Genomic DNA, 25,569 nt, shown 5'->3' on the forward strand with positions numbered 1-25,569 from the left:
ATTTCTCCGTATTTACTTTCAGATTAGTCGAAAAGGTTGCCGAACATATTTTTAACACGATCAACAATGCCTTCTTTTTCTTCTTCAGGTTCAGCTGCTTTCGGTGTAACCACAGGTCTTGTTTGTTGTTCTGTGTAGAATTCACTTTCTCCACTTACTGCTGGTGCAGCAGGCTGAACAGTTACATTCTGAACGGGAGCAACATATGTTTCCTCAACTGGTGTATAAGCGTAATCTCCAGAAAGCGCATGTGAAACAAGAATATCAATATCACTACGATTTCCAATGTAGTTGACTACACTAATCACTTGTGCAAATGCAGGATTTCTTAATCCCATTTCACCTGGAACAAAAAGTCTAGCATTAATGCCTAAAGTTCTCGTTGCTAAATCAACAACACCAGGCATCGCAGCAGTGCCTCCAACCAAAATCAATCCACCAGGAGCCTCAAATGTACGACCACGTTCTAAATCTTGACGAACACGGTCAAAAATTTGAGTCATCCGAGCTTCAATGATTTGTGAAAGATAATATTCTGTTACTTGTTCTGGTTCATCTTTTCCAACAACATCAACAAGAAAATATTCATCTTGGCTTGCACGTTCAGTGCTTGCTTCACCATAATTTACTTTCAAATCTTCGGCAGCGGAGATTGATGTATTCAAAACTGTTGAGATATCTTTGGTTACATAGTCACCACCTTCAGGGCTTGTATGCGTAAACTTAAGTGCTTGTTCTTTTACAGCTGTTACTGTCGTTTGACCAGCACCCAAATCAACCATGATTGTCCCAAACTCACGTTCACCTTCTGAAAGAACATATTGTGACATTGCAAGCGGAGCGATAACAATATTGTCAACGCTCAAACCTGCGCGTTCAACAACTTTACGGACATTATGAACGAGTGTTTTAGGTCCTGTGTAAACTATTCCACGCATTTCAAGACGTACTCCAAACATACCTCTTGGATCTGAAATACCTGTAAATCCGTCAACTGTAAACTCAGTTGTTTCCACAGCGATGATTTCACGTTCAGGAACAATCCCACGCATCAAAGCGTTTTGAATGACTTGAAGTACATCGTTATCTGTAATTTCTTTAGTTTCACCAACAATTGGCACCATTCCTTGGCAGGGTTCCATTTCGAGGGAATTTGCTGGAATACTCACATTGATACGATCAATCGTGATTCCTGCACGTTCTTCAGCCGCATTTACAGCTTTGCGTAAAGCTTGCGCTACCTTCTCAATATCTACAATAATTCCATTTTTTAGGCCATCAGATTTTGCATTTCCGACACCAATAATATTCATTTCACCTGAGACGTACTCCGCAACAAGCACTTTGATAGTGTTTGTCCCGATATCTACGCCTGTATAAAGTCCACTTTTTGCCATAAAAGCGACTCCTTTCCCTCACACATCACGATTCGTATTTTTTTAATAAAAGCTAAGTGCACAGATATTTTTGTATGCAATTACACTCATTAATTATTTTAACATAAAATCACAGTAAAACAAGAGTTTAGCTGTGATTTTTTTACTTTTTTATTAAATTAACTTCTATCTATTTTTCCTATTGAAAAAAGTGCGATAGTCCCTTCTCCCGTATGGGTTACAATCGTAGGACTTAATGGGCGAACATCTACATCTGTAATTTTAGATTTTTCAATGATTTCAGATTTTATTTGTTGAGCAATCTCATCTGTTCCAGAGTAAGAAACAATGACTTTCGGATAAGCCATATCCATATCCTCGAGTGTCTTATCAATCAGTTGATTAATTGCTTTTTTCTTTCCTCGAACTTTGGAAACTTGACGAAGTTTACCCTCAGTGTCAACATCCAAAAGAGGTTTGATACTAGCCATTGTCCCAACTACTGCCACAGCTTTCGGAATTCTTCCACCTCGTGCTAAATGATTCAGATCGTCAACCATAAATCGGCTCTGTAAACGTTTTGTCAGTACTGACAGGATCTCCAGTGTTTCTGTCAGTGATTTACCAGCATCACGTAATCTAACTACTTCTTCAACAATGAAACCTTCTCCAGATGCCGCAGCAAGTGTATCTAAAACGATAATTTTTGCCTCTGGAAACTCCTCTAAAACCATATCACGTGCGATAACAGCTGACTGATAAGTTCCTGAAAGCCCAGATGAAAACGCAAGATATAGCAACTCCTCATTCTTCTTTGCAAATGTCTTAAAAACTTCTGAAAATTGTCCAGAATTAATTTGTGATGTCTGAACAGTTTCTCCTTTTTTGATTGCTGCAAGGAGCGTAGCATTATCTAGTGCTTCATTCCCAATTGTTTCATAGGTTTTGTTGCCAATAGTCACAGTCATTCCAAGTATTGTAATGTCATGTTGTTCAAGATAAGTCTGACTCAAATCTGCTGTTGAGTCCGTCATAATTTGAAAAGTCATAAAATTCCTTCCGTAATCTTTTTCTGTCAGTACTGACAGCATTTCCGCTAACTGACGATCTTTTGTCAGTTTTATTTTCGATTTCTAAAAATTTCATACATCAAAATACTAGCTGCAACACTGGCATTTAGACTTTGAACGTGTCCAATCATCGGAATGGTAATCATTTCATCAACTTGTTTCTTGAGATTTTGCCCAATACCATGTCCTTCATTGCCTATAACCAGAGCAACTTTTCCAGCAGTATTCCATTTTGGATACGAAGTACCATCCATATCTGTACCAAAAATCCAGAATCCCTCTGCTTTTAGCCTATCAAGTGCTTGAGAAAGGTTCGTCACTCGAACAACAGGAACATATTGTAGCGCACCAGTCGAAGCCTTAACCGCTGTCGGTGTAATTCCAACGGAGCGATGTTTTGGAATAATAATTGCATCAACACCTGTTGCATCTGCTGTTCTTGCGATAGAACCCAAATTATGAGGGTCTGTCAGTTCGTCCAGAATCAAAATTGTTGCTTCTGTTTTTTCTGTCAGTACTGACAGAATATTGTCTAGCTCTGCGTAGGCAAATTCAGACACACGAGCCACAAATCCTTGATGAACTCCATTTTCAGTCATTTTATTTAGCTCATTTTTAGGTGTCCAAGAAATATTAACTTTCTTAACTCGCGCAAGCTCTTTTACCTTTTCGACATTTTTGCCGCGTAAATCTTCTTGAATATAAAGCTTGTTCACAGTATCGCCATTTAGTGCTTCGGTCACTGCATGTAAGCCATAGATTAAATCTGTATTTTCCATGAGAACATTATAACATTTTTGCTCTAAAAAACCTGACAATATTCGTTAGTTCGTTTATTATGTAATAGCTTTAAAAAAATTATGTAAAACATTGAATTTAAGCTCACTCTTATTTTACATAATTTTTATGATAATTACTTAATAAGTTTGACCTCGTAAATTTTAAATAACTTAATAAACTCTTAAATAAATTTTTTATTTCTCTATTTTCAAAATCTTCTAGCTCTCTAATTCTATTCTCTCCTATATTAAATTTTCAAAAGTGAATGACTTATTCTAAATCATCTGATATAACATCTACCTCGTATTTTAAATATTATATTTATATCCTCAAAATAGTTAGGAAACTAAAATTAGTTTAAATTCACCTATTATATAGAAGACAAAACAAATATATTTACTGATTATCCTTTTTCTTTATCACATAATTTGCCATTTCTTTTTGATATTTTGATACTTCCCAGACCTCTTCTGGATGATTAAGATGCTGAGCCAGCAAATAAGCAATGTAAGGTCCCACTGTCAAACCCGATGAACCCAGCCCACACGCTACGATAAGGCCTTTTTCATTCATTATTGGTCCAAAAAATGGTGCAAAATCAGAAGTATAAGCCCTTGTCCCCACTCGATATTGAACGTTCCCCTTAATAAAACTAGATTCCCTCACAAATCTTTCTACCCCTTGCGTCAATTGCTCAAATGCAGCTTGAGTAGGTTTTAAATCCCAACCCGCCTCGTTCTCATGTGTTGCACCAAGTAAAATCTTCCCTTTTTGAAATGGAATCAAATCTGCTTCACCATCTAAAAACGCAACTGGCCAATTCCCTGTATCAAAAGTAGTTTCAAAAGAAAGAAGCTGCCCTTTTTGAGGTCTAACATCTGTTTCGTAGTCAATAGAACTCAATAAATTTTTAAGTGCTGGTCCAGCACAAAGTACCAACTCCTTTACCTCTATATTTTCAGATACACTCTCAATTCCCCAATACTCACCTACTCGGCGTAAGCTTGCTTCCTCAGTGACAAATTTCACTCCTCTAGCTATCGCCCGCCGCTTCAAATGCTCTAAATAAGACTTACCATCCAATCTTGCACCACCAGAAATATAAAGACTAGGTAATTCTTTTAGCAATGGAAAAAAATCAACCGTTTCTTCTGGACTAAGTAATTGAACTTCTCCAATCTCTGGAGCTTCCTTTTTTCTTTCTAGCGCCAATTTTTTCAGTCTTTCAAGCTCATCTAGTTCTCTCAAAAAGAGCGTCCCACATTGTTCATAGACTTCCGCTGGTAAATCAAAATCTCTAACCAATTGTTCAAAAAATGCAGCGCCATCTTTAGCGAGTTGGTACCATTTCTTATTTCGTCTTTTAGAGAGCCACGGTGAAATAATTCCCGCACTTGCCTGAGTCGCTTGATTCTTTTGAGAATCAAATAAAATGACCTCATATTGTGTCGTATCAATATAATTTGCTAACGTCATTCCGATAATTCCGCCGCCGATAATTGCAATCTTTTTCATATAAATAAACCATTATCCTCGTATTCAATTTAATAAAAGCTCCAACAGATTGACCTTGTGACTAGTATATGATAGGTCATTAACTAGTTTCATTAGAAAATAAAATCAAGACTCAAAGTCCTGATTTTATTGTTAATGTTCTTTAAGCCAAAGCCCCCATTGGATCCCACGGAAGTAAAACTTGTGGTTCTGATTCATAGGCAGTAAGTTCTTCTTCAGTCAGAAACTCTTTGCGTACAACAATTTGATAAGTATATTCATCCATCCAACTATCCGAAGCAACGAAGTAACCTTTGAAAGCCCCTGCATCTTTACCCCAAGAATTTTCAACTTTCCATTTAACAGAGTTTCCCTCTGAGTCTAAATCTACACCAGCCAAAACCATGGCATGAGTCATCAAACTTTCTCCATAGTCCAAGCGCCCTGCTTTATCTTGGGTAAATTCAATATCAAGTGCTGTTTTAAAATCATAAGCATCCATTGTCAAGAGGCCGGCAGACCGATTTGATTCTTGACCAACATCACAACCAAACCAAACTGTTTCACCTGCTTGCATTTGTGCAATGGCAAGCTTCTTGAAACGTGCCATATCAACATTCAAATGTTTCACATCACGCGCACCCACAACATTTCCAAGAAATTCGACAGTATAAGATTTATTGTAAGGCTTATCTGCTGTTGGTGCATTAATGACTGACACATAATCACTCAAATCAACATTTACAAATTTACTATAAAACTCTTTTGGAGTACCTTCAAATTTAACCAAGTTATTTTCTTTGTCACGAAAAGCAAAATCAAAACTTTGTGGTGGTAAGCCCAAAGTTACCGCCAAGAAATTAAAAACTTCTTGCAATAAATCTTCTTTAACAGCCTGTACATCACCTTCTTGCTCAATAGTATAACGTAGAATTTCTGCATCTTGGCGAAGTAATTTGTTTAAATATTGATTAAGTTCACGAGATGACGATGATGCTTGTGATTCAGGATATACCGATTTTGGTACTACACCATATTTTTCAAAAATCGCAACCATCATATCCCATTGACCACCATCTTGTTGGGGAGTTTGAAGCAAGAATTTCAAACGACGGTCATCCATATCAACATGATTAATAATTTGTTCAAAAAACCAATTTGATTTTTCATATTTATCCCAGAAAAAAGTATAGGCTTGTGAAAACTCAAAATCTTCAGTTTTAAACTCATTGATAAATTTGTGACGGAAAGTATTCATTGCTGCAAACATCCAGCAGCGTCCTGATTGTTTTTGATTCGTTACAGGATCTTTCGTCAAATCAATCGAAAACTCTGGCAAGTTAGCCGCGTGTGAACCTCGTACTTCAAGACTAGAAAGCAAACCATTTTTTGTTGCTGCATTTTCTACTGCACGTAATTTTGTATTTTCAGCAAAATTCTCATAGAGTTTTTGTGTGAAATCTTTTGTCAAAGTCATTTTTTCCCTCCGATAGTCCTACATTTTTGTCAATATTTTGACTAGACACCAAAAACATTGATGTTCAATTATTCACTATATTCTTCTATTATAATCTAAATTATCAAAAAAATCAGCAACTACAGCTGATTTCTCTTAAAAACAATAGCATCAGAGTACAAGACCTCACACCATGACATATTAATTTTTGCTAAAAGTTACTTTAATCTATCCGAAAGCTCCGTCTGCGCATCAATCAACCACGGATGAACAACTTTTAAACCTGCTTGTTTAATAAAGTTAATATAATACAATGCTGCAACTTCCATTGAATCTTCGAGTGAGTAAAGCAACCCTCCTTTAAATGGAGCATTATCTCCACCATCCCAGCTGATTTTATCCGCCAAAAATAGAATTAAATCAAGCTTTGTATAGTTTGCACGAAGTGTTGTATGACATTCAATAGCTTCCAGAATCTCGATATCTGTTATCTTAAACTTTTCCTTGGCTAATCGCTTTGACAACTTTTGGTGAATAATCAACGGAAATTTATATTCCTCAGCTAATAGAAAAATTCCAAAATTTTCAGCTCTCTCTATGCGCTCATTATTTGGGTAAACTCCACCAATATCATGCAAAAGTCCAGCAATATATGCCTTATTTCTATCATAATCATACTCAAAAGCGAGCTTTTCTGCCGTTGTTGCCACCGCAAGTGAATGCTCAAATAATTTTTCATTGTTTAAAAAATCATGAACTTTTTCAATCAATCTATCTCTGTTCCCCATTAAAATTTCTCCCTAGCCAAATTCTATTGCAATAGATGAGTTTTCCTCTGGTGTTGCAAACTCAATTATACCAAAAAAAACCTACTAAGAGAGTAGGTTTTTGTAAGCGTTTTTTAAATTTCTACAGCTGTACCAGAGGCGATAATCATCATCATATTATTCCCACCAGTACCGATTGTTTCATAATCTACTTTAACACCAACCACTGCGCCTGCCCCAAGGGCTGTTGCCCGTTGTTTTAATTCCTCGAGTGCTTCTTCTCGTCCTTGAATTAATTCATTTTCATAAGATTTTGAACGACCGCCTAAGATATTTGTAAAACTTGCTTTAAAGTCTTTGATAAAATCAACTCCAGCGACTACTTCACCGAAGACAATTCCTTTATATCCTTTAATCTCTACACCATCAATGGTATTTGTCGTTGTGATAATCATGTTAATCTCCATCTCCTTAAAGTTCACTTCAATATCTTGATTATACCATTTTATTTAGTAGACTAATCAGCCCTTTGGCTGATTTTCGACCTGCCTCAATAATAAATTCATCAAACTTCATGTTAGCATTATGGTCAGCTGTATCAGACATTGCACGAATAACAACAAATGGTTTACCTAAAGCTGTTGCAGCTTGTGCAATGGATGCACCTTCCATTTCAACTGCCAAGACATCTGGAAAATGATTCTTAATTTCAATGATACGTGAGGGACTACTGATAAAGCTGTCAGAACTTGTAATCAGGCCGATATGGACATCATCCAAAACTTTTTTCAACTCAGAAACAAAATATTTACTTGATTCAAAATAAAGGGGTTGTTGAGCCATTTGGCCAAAAGCATAGCCGAAAGCAGTAACATCCACATCATGATAAGCTAGCTTATCAGCAACAACAACGTCACCAATATTTAATCCTTGTGCTACAGCTCCTGCCGAGCCTGTATTGATGATAGCATCCACCTCGAAAATCTCAACGAGAAGCGCTACAGCGAGTGCAGACATTACTTTACCAATGCCAGACTCTACCAATACAACTTCGTGGCGACCAATTGAACCCGTATGAAAAGTACGCCCGTGACGTGTATGTTTTTCCGCATTTTCTAGATTTTCAATAAGTACGCGGATTTCTTCATCCATTGCGCAGATAATTCCTAATTTCATTATTGCCTTTCTTTAGTTCCCTTTATAAGTACCCGATTTTAAAGTTAGTCTAGTATACGCTTCAATAATCAAAAATAATACCAGACAAATGCGATTCCAAGAAGAATCACAATCACAGTAACAATCCAAAGCCATTTATTGATTATCTTCCCGCGTTTTTTTACTTTTGCATTTTCAATTCGTCGGCTTTTATAGACTGAATTTTTGCTTAATTCTCGCTCAATATTATCATACTTTTCTGCAATTTCACGGTCATTTTCAAGTTCTCTTTGTAACTTTTGGTCTAGTCTTTTTTTATCCTGTTTTGCTTGCTCAATAATATCATCTGTCAAAAGTGGTCTAGGCATTTTTTTCAACCTCCGCCTTAAGCTGTTGGATTTCCCAATACCAAATCGCTAGAATTGTTTTTGCATCTGAGATTTGACCTGTTGCTATCATTTCTTTTGCTTCAGGTAGCGCCACCTCAACTTTCTCCAAAAACTCTCCAACATCTGCTGCTCTTGGATGCTTGATTTTGGTTAATTCTGATGAAAAATAGACGTATGTTTTTTCTGATGAAAATCCTGGTGTACCGTAAAAGGCAGACATTTCTATTAAATTTTCTGCTTTATAACCTGTCTCTTCTTCTAATTCACGTAAGGCAGCGGCTTGGGGGTCCAGTTCTTCACCTACTTCTAATTTTCCTGCTGGAATTTCAAAAATAAACTGCTCTAGTGCTTTACGGTATTGTCCTACCAAAATCATCTTATCTCCATGAACTGGTGCAATTGCAACTCCACCATTGTGAAAAACTAATTCTCGAAAACTCGTTGTGTTATCAGGAAGGCTCACAATATCACGGACAACATGAAAAATCTTTCCATGAAAAATTTCTTCTCGAGACAACGTTTTTTCTTCAAATTTTTTCTCATCAAAATCTAGCATAACCACTCCTGAATAATAATTTGCAAAATGAGAGAGTCTTCTTCCTCCCTCTCTCATTTTCTCATTTCTGTCAGCACAAGATTTTACTGACAGAAATCCTGTCAGTACTGATACATTATTGTCCTCGATAATGAGGCATCTTTTTTGCCCGTCCAAGTTTGTTCACTTGCTTACCACGTCCAATTTCAACTGCTTCATCTGGAACATCTTCAGTCACAACTGACCCTGCTGCTGTCAGTGCATTTTTACCGATATGAAGCGGAGCAATAATCGTTGAATTTGAACCAATGAATGCAAAATCGTCAATTTCTGTATTAAATTTATTTTTGCCGTCAAAATTAGCTGTGATTGTACCTGCACCAAAATTAACTTTTTCACCCACCGTGGCATTTCCTATGTAAGTGAGATGTCCTGCTTTTGTTCCTTTTCCAAGAGTCGAGCCTTTAACTTCAACAAAGTTTCCTACATGAACCTCTTCACTCAACACTGTTCCTGTGCGCAGGTGAGCATAAGGTCCTGCATTGCTTCCAACACTCATTCTACTTCCTTCAATTGTAGAATTACGTACTTCACAATCTGAATGAATTTCTGAATTTTCAATGCGACTTCCATTAGTAATCAGCACATTTTTGCCAATAAATGTACGACCTTTTATCGTAACATTTCCTTCAATAATTGTTTCAGGCTCAATGATAACATCTGCTTCAATATATGTTGTCGCTGGGTCAATAAGCGTTACACCATTGACCATATGAGTGCGATTAATACGAGTACGCATTGTAGCTTCGGCTTGAGAAAGTGCAACCCGATCATTGACACCCAAACTTTCTTCAAAGTTTCCAAGAATATGAGCTGCTACGGTCTGATTATTTTTCTTGAAAATTTCGATGACATCTGTCAAATAATATTCGCCTTGAGCATTGTCTGTTGTGATTTCACCGAGCGCTTTAAAAAGAGCTTTATTATCAAAGACGTAAGTGCCCGTATTAATTTCTGTAATATTCTTTTCAAAATCATTGGCATCTTTTTGCTCAACAATCTTTTCAACAGACTGATCCGAGCCACGAACAATTCGTCCATAGCCAGTTGGATTTGGTGCGATTGCTGTAAGAATAGTCGCTGTTGCCTTTTGTTCAAAATGATAGTCAAACAATGCTTGTAACGTTTCACCCGTAATAAGTGGGGTATCTCCAGCAATAACAAGAGTCGCTCCATCTTCATTTGCAAGTAAATCTGCTGCAATACGAACGGCATGACCTGTCCCAAGTTGTTCTGCTTGCTTTACAAATTGTGTTCCTTTAGGAAGAGTTGCAATCACTTTGTCAGCTTCATGTCCCACGATAACCACTCGTTTTGCAGTTTCTATTTCTGAAACATTTTGTAGAACATGGCCAAGCATAGTCTTTCCTGCAACTTTGTGCAGTACTTTAGGAAGAGCAGACTTCATGCGTGTCCCTTTACCTGCTGCTAAGACAATTGCAAATTTATTCATAAAAACTTCTCCTTTAAGATGAGAGCGCATTTATTCAGAAGCCAAACAAGATAGAAAAATGTAATCCCGCACCTCATGAAGCAAGTTTCTTTTTATTCCCTTGTCTAAGCTTCTAACCTCTAAGCTCAATGATAAGATGTGAGTTTATTACTAAGTTAAAAGGAAACTCACTTTAAAAATGTTAACCCAATTATACCATATTAGAGAGCTTTTTTTGTAATCTCTCTTTTCATTATGATAAAATGTATTCAGTTGGAATTGAGTTTATCAAAGTAAGTGCCTACTAGAACCCTCACCAAAATGCTAAGGATTTTAGCAGCACTAAGCTCTGAATTTTGTCTGACTAAACTCAGTGGTAAATTGCAAGCTCCCACTGAGTAAGTCTTGATTTCACTCTCATTTCTTATTCATTTAGTAAACCCTCCAAAACGTTTGGGTTCATTTCATTTTCTTGAAAGGATTTTTTATGAAAACTATCGGATTTATCGGCGTTGGTAAAATGGCAACTGCTATCATTTCTGGCATTGACAAAACAAAATTTAACATTCTCATCTCAGGACGTGATTTGACAAAAACAGAAGAACAAGCGCGCAGTCTAAAAGTTAGTTCTGCCGCAAGCCACACTGAACTTGTCAAAAATTCAGACCTTGTCATTCTTTCCGTCAAACCTCAGGTCCTTCCGTCAGTAATGACAGGACTTGTCAGTACGCTGACAAGAGATAAAACTCTAATCTCTATTGCAGCTGGTTTGACTTTAGCTGATTTAAAACACCTCTCTCAATCTGAAAATCAGCCGATTATCCGTATTATGCCAAACATTAACGCTCAAATTGGAAAGTCAACCTCCGCCATTGTTAAAAATGAATTCGTAAATGATGAGGACTATGCTGTAGCTCGGTCAATTTTTGAATCTGTTGGTACCGTTCACGAAGTCGCAGAGAAAGACTTTTCGACTTTCACTGCACTAGCAGGGTCAAGTCCAGCTTATATTTATATGTTCATTGATGCTTTGAGTCGAGCAGGTGTCTTACATGGTATTCCTAAAGAAACCGCCACAAAAATCGTTGCAGAAACTGTCCAAGCCTCCGCTGAAATGATTTTACAAAGTGGTGAAAATCCTTGGAGTCTTGTTGATAAAGTTTCAAGTCCAGCAGGTACAACTGTAGCTGGCGTTGTCAGTCTTGAGCAAAATCGTTTTGTTGGGAATGTCATCGATGCAATTACCGCAACCATTGAGCGCGAAAAACAATTAAACTAAACTAAAAGTTACTGACAGAAAGTTGTCAGTAACTTTTTTGATTCATTTGTAAATTCTATCTACAAGCGGCTAAAGTCATGACAGTTACTATACTAGTAGTACTTTAACTCTGTTAGATGTTACCCCTCTTTAAGTTGTGAAAAAAAGATTGCAAAAAACTATCTCACAACGATTAAAAAAGCCCTACGTTTCTCATTCACAACCTTGATGTTCTGTATCAAGCGCAAGATACGCACTTTAACTTTTAAACAGAGCATTTAAAAATCAAATAATATTAGGCCTCAACCTCAACTCATTATTACTTTTATGGCAAATTATCCACAAGATTTTCCAGAAACAGAAAAAGGACTTCCTGCTGCGCAAGAAGCCCTATACAAAGAAAATTTTTCGTACTGCAAAACAGTAACAAAAATTCTTTTTAACGACGAAGTCCCAATGAAGCGATAAGTTCACGGTAACGTTGAACATCTTTTTCACGAAGGTAACCAAGAAGATTACGACGATGACCAATTTTTTTCATCAAACCACGATAAGTTGCGTGGTCTTTTTTATGAGTTTTGATGTGGTCGTTAAGGTGGTTGATTTCCCAAGTCAATACAGCGATTTGTACTTCTGGTGAACCAGTATCGCCTTCTTTACGAGCGTATTGAGTGATGATTTCTTGTTTTTTTTCTTTTGAAATTGCCATGAGTTTTTCTCCTTTAAATTTATTGCCCAATCCGAGTGACAGCTTGGCAAGCATGAAACCAAGAGCGGGTTGTAAAAAACTACTCTCCTATCATACACTTTTTCAACTTTTTTTACAAGTGAGACTACAAAAAAAACCTGTCAGTTGACAGGTTTTTAATTACTGGATGAGGACTCCGTAGTAGAATTTTTTGGAGCTTCTTGCTGATTACCATTTGATGAATCATTCCCATCGGCTGAAGACGAACTTGAATCTTTTGCCGATTCCGATGTACTAGATGAACTTTCACTTGTTGTTGATACGCTTGAAGCCGGTTGATAAGGGCCTAAATAAGTTAGCGTAATTTGTTGTGTTGCAATATTGAAAGACTCACCTGCGTCAAGATTTGAAGCATAAACGTAGTTCTCACCATTAGCATAATCCGTGTTTGGCTGTTGATCCAAAATAATGTTTCCTTCTGGTACACCCATCGAAATCAAATCTGCCTTCACTTGTTTCCAAGTCCTGTTTTTAAACTCAGGCATTGTTCCTTGCTCACCTTCTGAAACTTCAAACTCAATCTGCTTATTACCATCGAGATTGAAATAATCCCCTTTTGCAGGCGTTTGTTTCAAAATTGTTCCTGCTGGTTGAGAACTCTGAACATTCTTAGAAACCACTTGACTCTCTGACACATTATAATTAATCATCAAATCATCTAAAGCATCTTGATATTGTTTCCCAACATAATTCTTCATCTTGAAGGAATTTCCGCCTTCTGAAACATAGATATTAATTTTACTATTTGTTCGTACTAACGTTTTTGCCATAGGGTCTGTCCGAGTAACTTTATCTTGAGCAATGGAAGAGCTGGACTCATGTCGAACTGTTCCAACTTTAAGTTTAGCACTCTTTATTTTTGCTTCTGCCTCTTTTAAGGTCATATTTTTTACATCAGGTACTCTCACATTCTCAGGAGTCAAAGCAACCCACGCAGCAGCGGAACCACCAATGACCAACAATAAAATGATAATCGTTGCAATGATTCCTTTTTTAGATTTCTTTTTCTTTGCAGCCGCCGCTTCCTCGATATTTTTCTCAGAATCTTCACCCTCTTTTTTGTCAATTAAAGGCTTTGTGTCATAAGGATTTATCAAGTTTGCTGGCATAATCTTCGTTGCATCTTTGTCTTTACTAAAGACAAGTTTTGGCTCCCCACGTCGGTCTAAACTTGTAGACGTAGCCAAGTCATTCATCATTTCCTCAACATTCGCATATCGGTCAGAAATGTCCTTTGCAGTCGCACGAATAACAACATTTTCAAGAGCTTGAGGAACATTTTGATTGAGATTAATGATGCTTGGAATATTCTCTTGGAAATGTTTCAGCGCAATAGCAACAGCAGAGTCTCCATCAAATGGAATTTGCCCTGTCAACAGCTCAAATAAGATAATCCCAATCGCATAAATATCTGATTGAACCGTTGCATTTGAACCACGCGCCTGCTCTGGTGATAAATAATGAACCGAACCAAACATGGTATTGGTCTGTGTCAATGATGTTTCTGATAAAGCTTTGGCAATCCCAAAGTCTGTGACTTTGACTGTCCCATTGTGTGAAACCAATACATTTTGAGGTTTCAAGTCACGATGGATAATACCATGTGAGTGTGCCATTTCCATCGCTGACAAAATTTCTGTAGTGATTTCAATCGCTTCTTCGTTTGATAATGGTGCGTGTTCATTGATATATTGTTTAAGTGTCAGACCATCAACAAATTCCATAACGATATATTGTTGATTTTCAAATTCACCGACATCAGAAATTCCGACAATATTAGGGTGAGAAAGTTCAGCCATCGCAAAGGCTTCACGTTGAAATCGAGCAATAGCAATATCGTCATTTTCAAAATTGGAACGTAAAACTTTTATGGCTACCTTACGGTTATCAAGAAAAGTATCCTCTCCTTGATACACGTTGGCCATACCACCACGACCGATTTCTTTGATAATCCGATAACGGTCCGCAAAGATTTTGCCGATTTGAATCATCAGTTAACCTCCTGTACTTCCGTTTCAGATTGTCCATCAAATTTAATCAAAATTACTGTAATGTTGTCAAAACCACCATGCTCGTTCGCAAGGCGAATCAATGCTTCTGATTTGTTATCCAAAGTCAAGTCTTCTCTAGCAAAGATTTCTAGGATTTCTCCAGCTGAAACCATGTTAGTAAGACCATCAGAGTTCATCAACAGAACATCACCTTCTTGAAGTTCAAAAGATTGAATATCTGCTTGCACTTCTGTTGTTTGACCTAAAGAACGTGTAATAATATTTTTGTTTGGATGAACTTCAGCTTCTTCTTCAGTAATTTGCCCTGCATCAACAAGTTCTTGAACCAAAGAGTGATCTGTCGTTACTTTACTGAGTGCGCCATCTCGGATTAAATAAGTTCGACTATCACCAACGTGAGCTGAGATTGCCACATTTTCTTTGATGACTACCGCTTCAAGCGTTGTTCCCATCCCTTGATATTCATCAAGTTTGCCGAGACTAGCAATATTCTCATTTTCATTACGAATTTGATTACGCAGCCATAACTCAAGGGTTGCTTCCGGTGTTCCTGCATCAAAAAACGTCTCTGACCAGAGTTTGCCGAGATCTTCTACGGTAAGTTTACTCGCAACATTTCCCGCTTTGTGACCACCCATGCCGTCTGCCAAAAGAAATAGACGATACCCTGCTCGATTAACGTAACTATCGGCATAGTCCTGATTAGTTCCACGCTTTGAACCAATGTCTGATAAAATACTGTATTCCACTTTTTCTCCTTAGAAAGAACAAAGTTTTGTTAAACCAATTTCTAATGAAAATCAGTTTTTCTTAAATTTCGCGACAAAAAATCCGTCTGTATGATAGAGTTCTGGTGTAATAAAAATACACCCTTCTTTAATAAGATTAGATTTTTCATGTGAAATCTCAACCTGTTCAAAATCTGGATGGGTTTCAAGAAACTTATGAACAACATCAAAGTTCTCCTCATCAAAGATAGTACAGGTACTGTATACCATTATACCACTTTTTTTCAAGCTTTTCGAGGCGCTCGCTAAAATTTCCAGCTGAATTTCTTGTAAATTCAGGAAATCCGAACTTTCTTTACGATAGCGGATATCTGGCTTACGACGAATGAGTCCAATACCTGAGCATGGTGCATCAACCAAAATACGATCAAATTTTTCCTCGCCAAAAGTTTCAAAGATTTGTGTTGCATCAGCATTCTGAGTTGTAATCTTATCCGCAACATGAAGGCGTTCTGCATTTTGTCTAATCAGCTCCAACTTATGATCATACAAGTCCAATGCTGTGATATGACCTGTTGTTAAATATTGTGCCATGTGTGTGGTTTTACCACCTGGTGCTGCACAAGCATCAAGAATATTTTCTCCACCTGCAATTTCAAGTAGCGGTGCAACCAATTGGCTACTTTCGTCTTGAATCGTGATTTGACCAGCTTTAAAAGCTGCTGTTGCCGCAAAATTGCCGCTGTCAGCAATCAAAGCACTTTCTGTCAGCACTGACGGACGACTGTCAGCAACGATTACATTGGGGTCAACTTTTCGTAAGCTGACATGACTTGGAACTTCTAAACTTTCTAAGATTTCACCTGTGCGCTTTCCGCCAAATTGTCTGACCATCTTGTCTAACAATAGTTTTGGCATGGAATACTTGGTTTCCCAATCTTTTGGTTCTTCATTGCGATGGTCTGAACGCATAAAATTCCGCAACACGGCATTGATAAAATTCGCTGTTGCTTGTCCATCATGACGTTTTGCAATCTTGACTGCTTCATCAACAGCAGCTGAGGTAGGAACTTTATCCATAAAGAGAATTTGATCGACAGTCAAAAGCAAGAGCATTTTTGCCCAGGGTTTGGGCTGTTTCTTCAGAAAAGGTGCAATGTGCCACTCAAGTAAAGCTTTTTTTGAAACCACACCATAAACTAGTGCCGTCACAAAATTTTTATCCACAGGAGACAGCTCTGAATCGCGCAGATTTCGGTCTAGCGAGATGTTGGCATAAGCGTCATTTCCAAAAATATCATTGAGCACATCAAGTGCAATTTGTCTTGCGTTTTTTTTCATAGCCCTATTGTAACATAAAAGCCCATCCTGACGATGAGCAATGCAAATAAAACTGAGGAAAAGTTGGGTTTTTAATACTGTTTAACTTTTAAACCTACGGCTTAAAAATCAAAGTTTGCGTTTCACGCAAGGCAATATATCTGCGGTTCATCTAATAATTTTACTACGTAAAATTAAAGGTAAACTAGTATAAGCCAAGTTGGATTTATTCGCCAAATTTATCCCCAACTTGAATTTTTTGTCCTAGTCCATTGAGGAAACTTGCGATGTCCATTTTCGGTTTACCTGCGGGTTGGACGATTTTGAGTTCTAAAGTCCCTTTTCCACAAGCAATTTTTAATGATTTTTTCGTTTTTTCCACAATTTTTCCTGTCAGTACGCTGACAGAATTTTCGTCAGCAACTTTCGCTTCGTAAATCTTGAAACGTTCGCCATTCCATAGAGTATGGGCCACTGGAAAAGGATTCATGCCACGGATTTGATTAAAAATCTCACGACTCGTGCGTGTCCAGTCAATCTTTTCTTCTTCTGCAGAAATATTTGGTGAAAAAGTGACTTCATCTTCATTTTGTGGGATAGGTTTTAATTCACCAGACAGATATTTCGGCAAAGTTTCAAGCAATAAATCACGTCCAACGATGGCTAACTTTTCAAACATAGTACCTACATTGTCTTCATCCGTGATTGGAATCGCACTTTGAGCAATCATATCACCCGCATCCATTTTGCGGACCATTTCCATGATAGTTACCCCCGCCTCAGCATCCCCATTCATCACTGCATAGTGAATCGGCGCGCCACCACGGTATTTTGGCAATAATGAAGCGTGCGTATTGACCGCGAATTTCACACTATCAAGAAGTTTTCCAGGTAAAAATTGCCCAAAAGCTGCTGTGATAATGCCGTCTGCTTGTAACGCAATAAGCTGAGTCAGCTCTAACGAGCCTGAGAGCTTTTCAGGTTGGAGCACAGGTAAATTTACAGTCAATGCAAGTTCTTTTACTGGAGTCATCCGAAGTTCTTGCTTACGTCCTACTTTGCGGTCAGGCTGCGTTACAACCGCCAAAATCTCATATTGATTTGAATCAATCAATCCTTGTAACACGGTTGCGGCAAAAGGCGGTGTACCCATGAAGATAATTTTTGTTTTTGTCATTTATTTTTAATCACTTTCCAATTTTTATAAATTTTTGATTTTTCCACATGAGGATTATTTCCCCATTCTTCAGTGACTTTTAAAACTAACGGTGATGAGTTTTCCTCTGATAATTCTGCCAAAGATTTCCACAGAATGCCATCAGAATCATTTTTTCCATCAGCAACAAATTCTGGAAGTTTTTGTGCCTCCTTATCCAATTCTACATCATATAAGTTAAAAATATGATGCGTAACGACTTGCCGCTCTTGCTCATGAACCCATGCAGAATAAACCCGAGAATTTTTAGTCGAAAGCACTTTCAGTCCAGTTTCTTCAAGAAGTTCACGGACTAACGTTTCTTGCATGGACTCGCCCATTTCTTGCGAGCCACCAGGCAAATCGTAGCGATTTTTATAAGGTCCTTGATTTTTCTTGATAACAAGTAGTTGTTGATTTTTAATAGCAACCCCATAAACACCAAAGTGTTTCAACTGAGCAAGTCCTGCTAGTGCTGCCACCTCGCAATAAACATCACTAAGCTCTGCTTTCGTTGCACTGTCCAAGGGCATACTTAGACTTCTTGGATAGGACGATCTCATCTCTTTGATGTGAGGTTGTCCTTTAACATCGGCGGACTTTTTCGACTGATGAAGTAATTTCTTCAATATTTCTGTCATTTTCTCCTCTTGTATGGTCGAAACTTTTCATGTTTTTGCTCAAATTCTTGAATTTCACAAATCAAATCATCTCGAAATTTCACAAGCGAGCAACCATCGAAAACACTCTCCTTATCTTGATAGACACAAGTAAATGTCCATGTGAAAAAACCAACCGTACCATCACAATAATAATTTTCCACAGGCCAAGACTTCACTTGATTGCACGCAGGTTTATTCCAGTGGATAAACCATTTTTCACACTCATCCTTTCCACTGTACTGCGGGCCATAACACTCTGTGTATAAAATATCCTCTGTCAGCACTGACAGAAATTCATCGGCATCTTTGGTCAACCAAGCGTTAATCATTTTCTGAAAAATCTCACTTTTCCCCATTTATGACTCGCCACCCTTTCACATATTCAATTTTTTCACAATCATTAAACAATTTAAAACGTTCTACACAGGTGGAAAATGCTTGCTCTAATTCCGGAGTAAACTTTTCATTTTCTTCTAACCAAAGGTTTTTCACAGCCAAAACACTCTCCTTTGTTCGCCGTTCAATCTCAACCCGACCAATAAAATTTTGACCGTAAATGACAGGTAAAACATAAGCCCCATATTTTCGCTTTTCTTTTGGAGTATAAATCTCCCATTTATAATCAAAATCAAAGATTTCTTTAATCAAATTTCTATCCCAGAGCAAACTATCTAGCGGTGCCAAAAATTCAACCCTCGCCACTCTTTCTGTCAGTGCTGACAGCTTCGCCAATAAAGCTTTGTCAGTACTTTTCATATAGAGGCTTTCTGTCATTCCGCTGACAGCCACTTCTAAAATAGCCCCAGATGATAAAAGTTCTTGAAAAGCCTGATTTCTGGCCTGAGCTTTGAAGTTTTCAATTCCTAGCCAAGCATCACTCCGTTTATTCCACAGCAAACCAACAGCACCAATTCGCCGTAAGACAAGTTGTTGATAGTAATCCGCCTCGTTCTCAAAAATCTGCTGAGGCATTATCAGTTGCGATGATAAAAATTTCTCTGCTAAACCATAAGCTTTTTGACGTCCAGTTTTATGATGAATGATTAACTCACCATGAAAATACATCGTTTCAAGCGCCGCACGTGCCACAGATGAGCTGGCTCCCCAATCCCAGACAATATTTTCAACTTCTAAATGTCTTAAATCTTTCGCAAATACAAAATTTTCCTTTACAAGTATCTCTCGAATTTTTGGTATCATTTGCAAAACTTGCTCATTGGATTGACGCGCCATTGATTCTGCATAACTGATACCTGCGTATTTTTGGACGAACATGGGCAGATCTTCCACAGGAAAAATACAAAGATTTTTATCAAAAAAATCAATCAGTTTCCGTTCTTTATAAAGAAGAGCAGCTAATAACTGCTTATCAAAATTCGCAACACGCGCCTGTAGAGCAATCTCAGGACTAATCCCACAAACATCCACAGGATCAAACTGAATCGAGCCAACTCGCTTGATATAGTCCAAAATACCCGTCTTGCCTGAAAAAATTTTATCTCCAAGCAAACCTTGTCGATAGAGAAGAAAGGCTTGTGCCTCCTCTTTTGTTATCTTTATCACCTATTCTCCTCATACAAAATTTTGTGGCTCGCTATCAATCAAAACCCGTAGCTCTTTATTTTCACGCAACTGAGTCAGCTCCAAGACTTGATTCAATGCTCGCTCAAGCGATTCCTCGAAGCGGTATTTTACCAAAATCTGGTAATGATAGAGATTATGTGTCCGTGCAATGGGTCTTGGCGTTGGTCCTAGAATCTTTGCTTTTTCTGTCAAATTTTGCCTGAGCAACTGAGCAATTTCATAAGATTTTTGGACGGCAACTTCCTCATCTTTATGAGAAACCAACACTTGCACCGTAAAATAATAAGGTGGATATGATAATTCACGACGAAATCTCATTTCCATCTCATAGAACTTCTCATAATCTTGTGATTTTGTCAGCTCAATCGCATAATGTTTGGGATTAAAAGTCTGAATCAAAACCTCTCCCTTTTTATCCGCCCGTCCAGCGCGTCCAGCCACCTGCATCAAGAGTTCAAAAGACCGTTCACTCGCTCTAAAATCAGGCAAATTCAGTCCCGTATCTGCATTGATGACCCCAACCAAAGTGACATTAGGAAAATCTAATCCTTTTGCAATCATCTGAGTCCCAAGCAAAATATCTGCTTCATGATGTCCAAATTTCTCCAAGATTTTCTCATGCGCATTTTTTGTTCGTGTGGTATCTACATCCATACGTAATACACGTGCTTCTGGCAGGATTTCATGCAACTCCTCTTCAACCTTTTGCGTCCCAGAGCCATAGTATCTGATTTTGCGCGATTGGCAGTTGGGACAAGTCTGCGGAATGCCTTGAACATGCCCACAATAGTGGCAATTAAGTGTTCTTGTGTCCATGTGCAAAGTCAATGAAATATCACAATTTGGACAATCCACAACAAATCCACATTCACGACACATGACAAATGAAGAATAACCACGCCGATTGAGCATGAGAATTACCTGCTCATCTTTCTCTATTTTTTCCTTTATCTTACTGAGTAAAACATGAGAAAAATTAGAAGATTGGTCTGAAATTTCACGCCGCATATCAACGATTTCCACATCTGGCAAAATCGCAGACTCATTTGCCCGCTTTGTAAGCAAAAGTAGCTCATAAACACCACGCATAGCACGTGCACGCGACTCTAAGCTTGGTGTTGCAGAACCCAAAACCAATGCTGCATGATGCCACTTCGCACGCAAAAGCGCAATATCTCTAGCATGATAACGTGGACTTGCATCCTGTTTATAAGAACTTTCATGTTCCTCATCAATGATAATCACACCAAGATTTTCCACAGGTGCAAAAATCGCTGAACGCGCGCCAACTACAACTTGCGCTGCACCAGACTTAATTTTTCGCCACTCATCATATTTTTCACCATCTGACAAACCACTATGCATGATGGCAACTTTCTCACCAAATCGTGCAATAAAGCGGTTCGTAATCTGCGGTGTCAAAGAAATTTCAGGAACTAGCATGATTGCCGTCTTTCCCAATTCCAAAAAATGAGCAATCGTCTGCAAATAGACCTCTGTTTTCCCAGAACCCGTAATTCCCTCCAGCAGAAATGGTTTCTCCACAGATTTAATAATATGATTAAAAGCATTCTGTTGTTCATCATTAAGTACTTTTGCACTGTCGCTACTTACAGCATCAAATGTAGCTTGCGTCCGTGATAACTCGACTTCCTCAATGTGAACCAGTTGGTTTTCCACAAAGAATTTTAAAATAGCAGAAGAAAAATCCAAATCTTTTACTGACAGCTTTTCGTCAGCGTGTCTGAGCAAGTAGTATTTCATCTCTAATCGCTTCTTCGCTCGTTTTTCAATCTCAAATGCTGACAACTTATCAACATCATTAACCACAACAAATTTTTGTGTTTTCCGATTTTCTTTCGATTTTGCGATATATTCCACGCTCAATTCAGCTGAACGAACTTTCTTTACTGACAAAACTTTGTCCGCTTCTGTCAGTTGCGACCATCTAAGTTTAGAACCATCAGCAGCCACTAACAACTTGTCATAACTCGAGTTGAGTAAATTTGGCAACATTGCTTTTAAACAAGAAATTTTATAAGAAAAAACAGAATGTCTCATCTCATCAGCCAACCATAACTGCTCTTTTGTCAGTACAGGTTCAGGGTCCAAAACCTCACTGACAGCTTTCAAGTCAGAAAAAATTTCTTCATCAGCAAAATCAACAACAATTCCTTGCACCAAACGATTGGCAGAACCAAAAGGAACATGGACACGCATTCCAATCATCAAAAAGTCCAAAAGTTCATCTGGAACACGATAAGAAAAAGCTTTATCTGTCTGCATCAGAGGCACATCAACAATAATTTTAGCTATTTTCATAAGACCTCCGATATTTCAATTATTCTGTAATCATTACTCTCTATTATATCAAATCAAGAAATTTTTCGCCTTACGAAGTTTTCCATACCGAACAAATGAAGTCAAGACTTATTCAGTGGGAGTTTCAACTCACCACTGAATTTAGTCGGACAAAATTCAAAGTTAGCACGCACTTATTTCGATAAAAAAAGCGCACAATGGCGCTTATTCATCTTACTCAGCCGCAGCTGCTTTCGCAGCACGACTACTTTTTTGTTTTGCTTCTTCTTCAGCTTCCTCTTTAGCGATTTGCTCTTTGATGAGTTGCTCTTTCATCTTCGCTTGCAAACGTTCCAACTCACGTTTTTCGACCAAAGTCTTACGCTTTGCTTCTGGTGCTGGGTGAATCTTGACCGTACCATCAGCAATTTCTTCCAATGATTGCAAAGTCCGCTTTACCGCTTTAAACTTCTTCGTTGGGCGTTCGCCATCACGCAATTCATGCGCACGTTTCGCTTCCAAAACAACCAAAGAATACTTTGAATCCACTTGATCCAACAACTTGTCAATAGAAGGTTCCAACATCATAATACTTTACCTCAATTTCTAAACTTTTTCATCATCCATGCTACCCTGTATTTCGTTATCATGCCCGCCCAATTCAATAAGTGCAAACATAATCCAGTACAGCACAGACCATCACTTCAAGAAGCACAAAGATAAATAAAATCTTATTTTACTTCCTCAATCATATGCACATAACGCTCAATCACACGATCCACGCGATAATGCTCCGCCTCAATGATTTTCTTAACACGCTCAGCCGCAAGCTCCACCTCATCATTGACCACCGCATAGTCATACTCGCTCATCAAACGAATCTCTTCCTTTGCTTTTTCCAGACGACTTGCAATCACTTCCGCAGAATCCGTCCCGCGCCCTACCAAACGACCACGTAGCTCTTCTAAATCTGGTGGAGTTAAGAATACAAAAACACCATCTGGTACCTTTTCTTTAACCTGCAGTGCGCCTTGCACCTCAATCTCAAGAAATACGTCTTTGCCTTCATCTAACGTCTGATTGACATAAGTCAGCGGCGTGCCATAGTAGTTACCGACATATTCCGCATATTCCAACATCTGACCGTTACGAATCATTTCCTCAAATTCCTCACGAGTGCGGAAATAATAATCTTTTCCATCCAACTCACCAGGACGTTGCTTGCGTGTCGTCATCGACACAGAATATTCGAAATTATTTTCGTTTTCAAAAATCTTAGCACGGACTGTTCCCTTCCCGACCCCTGAAGGTCCAGAAAAGACAATCAATAAACCACGCTCTCGCATCGCATCCTCCGATATACTTCGTAAAATCATGTCTTCTTTCATCTTTCATAACAGACAAAATCTATACAATGATTATCGTTCACAAATTATTCTATCAAAAATATAAAACCAGCACCAGCTTTTGTAACAAAAAAGTAATTAAAAATATTTTTTCAGAAACATATCATCCAAAGAAAAAATCCAACTCAAAAGTTGGATTTCATTCTTATTTAGCGTAGTCAACTGCACGAGTTTCACGGATAACAGTAATTTTGATATTACCAGGATAATCCATCTCATTTTCAATACGATTTTTGATGTCACGCGCAAGCACGGTCATCTTATCATCTGAAAGCTTGTCAGGTTTAACCATTACACGAATCTCACGACCTGCCTGTAAAGCAAAGGCAGTTTCAACACCGTCAAAGCTTGTTGAGATTGCTTCAAGGTCTTTCAAACGCTTGATATAGTTCTCAATAGACTCACGACGAGCACCAGGGCGTGCAGCAGACAAAGCATCCGCAGCAGCGACCAACACAGCAATATTACTCATAGGGTCAGTATCCCCGTGGTGACTTGCAATCGCATTGATGACCACTGGATTTTCCTTGTACTTACGAGCAAGCTCTGTTCCGATTTCAACATGGCTTCCCTCAACTTCATGATCAAGTGCCTTACCAATATCATGTAAGAAACCTGCCCGTTTAGCGAGTGCTACATTTTCTCCCATCTCAGCAGCCAAATTACCAGCAATATGAGCCACCTCAACCGAGTGATCTAACACATTTTGCCCATAAGATGTACGGAAATGTAAACGTCCCATAATCTTCATCAAATCAGGGTGGAGATTGTGAGCACCAACTTCAAAGGCTGCCTGCTCACCATATTCACGCATCTTATGATCTAGCGCTTTGCGATTTTTCTCTACCAATTCCTCAATGCGAGCAGGGTGGATACGACCATCTTGAACGAGCTGTTCAAGAGTCATCCGAGCAATCTCACGACGAATTGGGTCAAAACCAGAAAGTACAACTGCTTCTGGTGTATCATCAATGATGACATCAATCCCAGTCAGAGCTTCAAAAGTACGAATATTACGACCTTCACGACCAATAATTCGTCCCTTCATCCCATCATCTGGTAAATTAACAACTGACACTGTTTGTTCAGCCACAGAATCCGATGAGACACGTTGAATTGCAAGAGAGATAATATTTTTAGCACGTTTATCAGCCTCAGCGTGTGCTTTCTCCTCACTACTCTTAATAATCTGTGCCATCTCTTTGGTCAAACCATCTCGTGTTTCAGAGAGGATAATATCACGAGCATCATCAGTGCTCAAACTTGAGATACGCTCCAACTCCAGACGTTTCTTTTCTTCAATATGCGTTAATTGTTCTTCGCGCTTACTGAGCGTATCAGTCTTTCTAACGAGGTTCTCCTCTTTAGAATCTAAGTTTTTTTCTTTTTGCGTCAAGGTATCATCCTTGCGGTCCAAGATTTCTTCACGTTGTTTTAGGCGTTTTTCAGTCTCCTTTAACTCCTTACGTTCTTGCTTAAATTCATCTTCGATTTCACGACGTTGCTTTTGTTCTTCTTCACGAAGCGTGTAACGTGCTTCTTTTTTGAAAGTCTCTGCTTCCTTTTTCAGAAGTTCTGCTTCACGTTTAGCACTCGCCATAACCTCATTTGCTTTATTTTCCGCCTCATTAAAAAGAGAATCAGCATCTTGCTTATTTTTCTTGATATTTTGAGCGTAAAAAATGAAAGCGACAACTAATACAACCAATAAGACCAAAAGAACGATAGAAATAATGTTCATTTGTCTCCTCTAAAGCCAGTAATACTGCGGTTCAATACTACCAGCAGTTTGATTATAAATTTAAAGTATTTTGCAGAGCAAGATACCTGTTTATTATACC

General features: G+C 38.3%; 24 protein-coding genes. 1 reads left to right on the plus strand and 23 read right to left on the minus strand.

Annotation, left to right across the window (positions count from 1 at the left end; genetic code table 11):
• Positions 1 to 23: 23 nt before the first annotated feature.
• The 11 genes from ftsA to glmU form a co-directional block, all read right to left on the minus strand.
• Positions 24 to 1,397: a cell division protein FtsA gene (gene ftsA, locus D7I46_RS07400; RefSeq protein ID WP_120772316.1), complete on the minus strand. Its 1,374-nt coding sequence runs from the start codon at positions 1,395 to 1,397 to the stop codon at positions 24 to 26.
• Between the two features lie 158 nt (positions 1,398 to 1,555).
• A complete protein-coding gene (locus D7I46_RS07405) occupies positions 1,556 to 2,425 on the minus strand; it encodes a DegV family protein (RefSeq protein ID WP_120772317.1) in 870 nt (289 codons plus the stop codon).
• Positions 2,426 to 2,496: 71 nt separating this feature from the next.
• Complete coding sequence (rlmB, locus tag D7I46_RS07410) at positions 2,497 to 3,225, minus strand: 23S rRNA (guanosine(2251)-2'-O)-methyltransferase RlmB (RefSeq protein ID WP_120772318.1); 729 nt, start codon at positions 3,223 to 3,225, stop codon at positions 2,497 to 2,499.
• Positions 3,226 to 3,622: 397 nt separating this feature from the next.
• Positions 3,623 to 4,741 (minus strand): NAD(P)/FAD-dependent oxidoreductase, encoded by a 1,119-nt coding sequence (locus D7I46_RS07415; protein WP_120772319.1) that lies wholly within the window; start codon positions 4,739 to 4,741, stop codon positions 3,623 to 3,625.
• 142 nt (positions 4,742 to 4,883) lie between these two features.
• Positions 4,884 to 6,197 (minus strand): aminopeptidase C, encoded by a 1,314-nt coding sequence (gene pepC / locus D7I46_RS07420; RefSeq protein WP_120772320.1) that lies wholly within the window; start codon positions 6,195 to 6,197, stop codon positions 4,884 to 4,886.
• Between the two features lie 197 nt (positions 6,198 to 6,394).
• The gene (yqeK, locus tag D7I46_RS07425; protein WP_120772321.1) at positions 6,395 to 6,964 is read right to left on the minus strand and encodes a bis(5'-nucleosyl)-tetraphosphatase (symmetrical) YqeK; all 570 of its coding nucleotides are present in this window, start codon (positions 6,962 to 6,964) and stop codon (positions 6,395 to 6,397) included.
• Positions 6,965 to 7,077: 113 nt separating this feature from the next.
• Positions 7,078 to 7,398 carry a YbjQ family protein gene (locus D7I46_RS07430; RefSeq protein ID WP_120772322.1) on the minus strand — a complete coding sequence of 107 codons (321 nt, stop codon included), beginning with the start codon at positions 7,396 to 7,398 and terminating at the stop codon, positions 7,078 to 7,080.
• 40 nt (positions 7,399 to 7,438) lie between these two features.
• Positions 7,439 to 8,119 (minus strand): 5'-methylthioadenosine/adenosylhomocysteine nucleosidase, encoded by a 681-nt coding sequence (locus tag D7I46_RS07435; RefSeq protein ID WP_120772323.1) that lies wholly within the window; start codon positions 8,117 to 8,119, stop codon positions 7,439 to 7,441.
• Between the two features lie 68 nt (positions 8,120 to 8,187).
• Positions 8,188 to 8,466: a cell wall synthase accessory phosphoprotein MacP gene (gene macP / locus D7I46_RS07440; protein WP_120772324.1), complete on the minus strand. Its 279-nt coding sequence runs from the start codon at positions 8,464 to 8,466 to the stop codon at positions 8,188 to 8,190.
• Entirely contained in the window at positions 8,459 to 9,043 is a 585-nt protein-coding gene (locus D7I46_RS07445) for an NUDIX hydrolase (protein WP_120773321.1), read from the minus strand. Before D7I46_RS07445 ends, macP begins: the two co-directional genes overlap by 8 nt.
• Before the next feature lie 115 nt (positions 9,044 to 9,158).
• Complete coding sequence (glmU, locus tag D7I46_RS07450) at positions 9,159 to 10,535, minus strand: bifunctional UDP-N-acetylglucosamine diphosphorylase/glucosamine-1-phosphate N-acetyltransferase GlmU (protein ID WP_120772325.1); 1,377 nt, start codon at positions 10,533 to 10,535, stop codon at positions 9,159 to 9,161.
• 466 nt (positions 10,536 to 11,001) lie between these two features.
• On the opposite strand from glmU, the gene proC reads away from it, so the two are divergent.
• On the plus strand, positions 11,002 to 11,793 hold the full coding sequence (gene proC / locus D7I46_RS07455; protein WP_120772326.1) for a pyrroline-5-carboxylate reductase: 792 nt from the start codon (positions 11,002 to 11,004) through the stop codon (positions 11,791 to 11,793).
• Positions 11,794 to 12,211: 418 nt separating this feature from the next.
• Here the strand turns inward: proC and rpsO are convergent, their stop codons facing one another.
• The 12 genes from rpsO to rny all read right to left on the minus strand — a co-directional run bounded on the left by rpsO (position 12,212) and on the right by rny (position 25,469).
• Complete coding sequence (gene rpsO / locus D7I46_RS07460) at positions 12,212 to 12,481, minus strand: 30S ribosomal protein S15 (RefSeq protein ID WP_120773322.1); 270 nt, start codon at positions 12,479 to 12,481, stop codon at positions 12,212 to 12,214.
• A 155-nt stretch (positions 12,482 to 12,636) separates the two neighbouring features.
• The gene (gene pknB, locus D7I46_RS07465; protein WP_120772327.1) at positions 12,637 to 14,511 is read right to left on the minus strand and encodes a Stk1 family PASTA domain-containing Ser/Thr kinase; all 1,875 of its coding nucleotides are present in this window, start codon (positions 14,509 to 14,511) and stop codon (positions 12,637 to 12,639) included.
• Positions 14,511 to 15,281, minus strand: coding sequence for a Stp1/IreP family PP2C-type Ser/Thr phosphatase (locus D7I46_RS07470; RefSeq protein ID WP_120772328.1), 771 nt, complete (start codon positions 15,279 to 15,281; stop codon positions 14,511 to 14,513). The genes pknB and D7I46_RS07470 overlap by 1 nt, the downstream gene beginning before the upstream one ends.
• Before the next feature lie 51 nt (positions 15,282 to 15,332).
• Positions 15,333 to 16,601 (minus strand): 16S rRNA (cytosine(967)-C(5))-methyltransferase RsmB, encoded by a 1,269-nt coding sequence (gene rsmB, locus D7I46_RS07475; protein WP_120772329.1) that lies wholly within the window; start codon positions 16,599 to 16,601, stop codon positions 15,333 to 15,335.
• A 205-nt stretch (positions 16,602 to 16,806) separates the two neighbouring features.
• Positions 16,807 to 17,757: a methionyl-tRNA formyltransferase gene (fmt, locus tag D7I46_RS07480; RefSeq protein WP_120772330.1), complete on the minus strand. Its 951-nt coding sequence runs from the start codon at positions 17,755 to 17,757 to the stop codon at positions 16,807 to 16,809.
• Positions 17,754 to 18,230 carry an NUDIX hydrolase gene (locus D7I46_RS07485; protein WP_420844018.1) on the minus strand — a complete coding sequence of 159 codons (477 nt, stop codon included), beginning with the start codon at positions 18,228 to 18,230 and terminating at the stop codon, positions 17,754 to 17,756. Before D7I46_RS07485 ends, fmt begins: the two co-directional genes overlap by 4 nt.
• Positions 18,231 to 18,412: 182 nt before the next feature.
• Complete coding sequence (locus tag D7I46_RS07490; RefSeq protein ID WP_120772331.1) at positions 18,413 to 18,793, minus strand: nuclear transport factor 2 family protein; 381 nt, start codon at positions 18,791 to 18,793, stop codon at positions 18,413 to 18,415.
• The gene (locus D7I46_RS07495; RefSeq protein ID WP_120772332.1) at positions 18,780 to 20,000 is read right to left on the minus strand and encodes a DNA glycosylase AlkZ-like family protein; all 1,221 of its coding nucleotides are present in this window, start codon (positions 19,998 to 20,000) and stop codon (positions 18,780 to 18,782) included. Before D7I46_RS07495 ends, D7I46_RS07490 begins: the two co-directional genes overlap by 14 nt.
• 9 nt (positions 20,001 to 20,009) lie before the next feature.
• On the minus strand, positions 20,010 to 22,343 hold the full coding sequence (locus D7I46_RS07500) for a primosomal protein N' (RefSeq protein WP_120772333.1): 2,334 nt from the start codon (positions 22,341 to 22,343) through the stop codon (positions 20,010 to 20,012).
• A 213-nt stretch (positions 22,344 to 22,556) separates the two neighbouring features.
• Positions 22,557 to 22,910: a DNA-directed RNA polymerase subunit omega gene (gene rpoZ / locus D7I46_RS07505; RefSeq protein ID WP_120772334.1), complete on the minus strand. Its 354-nt coding sequence runs from the start codon at positions 22,908 to 22,910 to the stop codon at positions 22,557 to 22,559.
• Positions 22,911 to 23,053: 143 nt separating this feature from the next.
• Positions 23,054 to 23,668 carry a guanylate kinase gene (gene gmk / locus D7I46_RS07510; RefSeq protein WP_120772335.1) on the minus strand — a complete coding sequence of 205 codons (615 nt, stop codon included), beginning with the start codon at positions 23,666 to 23,668 and terminating at the stop codon, positions 23,054 to 23,056.
• Between the two features lie 205 nt (positions 23,669 to 23,873).
• Positions 23,874 to 25,469 (minus strand): ribonuclease Y, encoded by a 1,596-nt coding sequence (gene rny, locus D7I46_RS07515; RefSeq protein ID WP_120772336.1) that lies wholly within the window; start codon positions 25,467 to 25,469, stop codon positions 23,874 to 23,876.
• Positions 25,470 to 25,569: the final 100 nt, after the last annotated feature.

This window comes from Lactococcus allomyrinae, from assembly GCF_003627095.1.
Taxonomy (GTDB): Bacteria; Bacillota; Bacilli; order Lactobacillales; family Streptococcaceae; genus Lactococcus; species Lactococcus allomyrinae.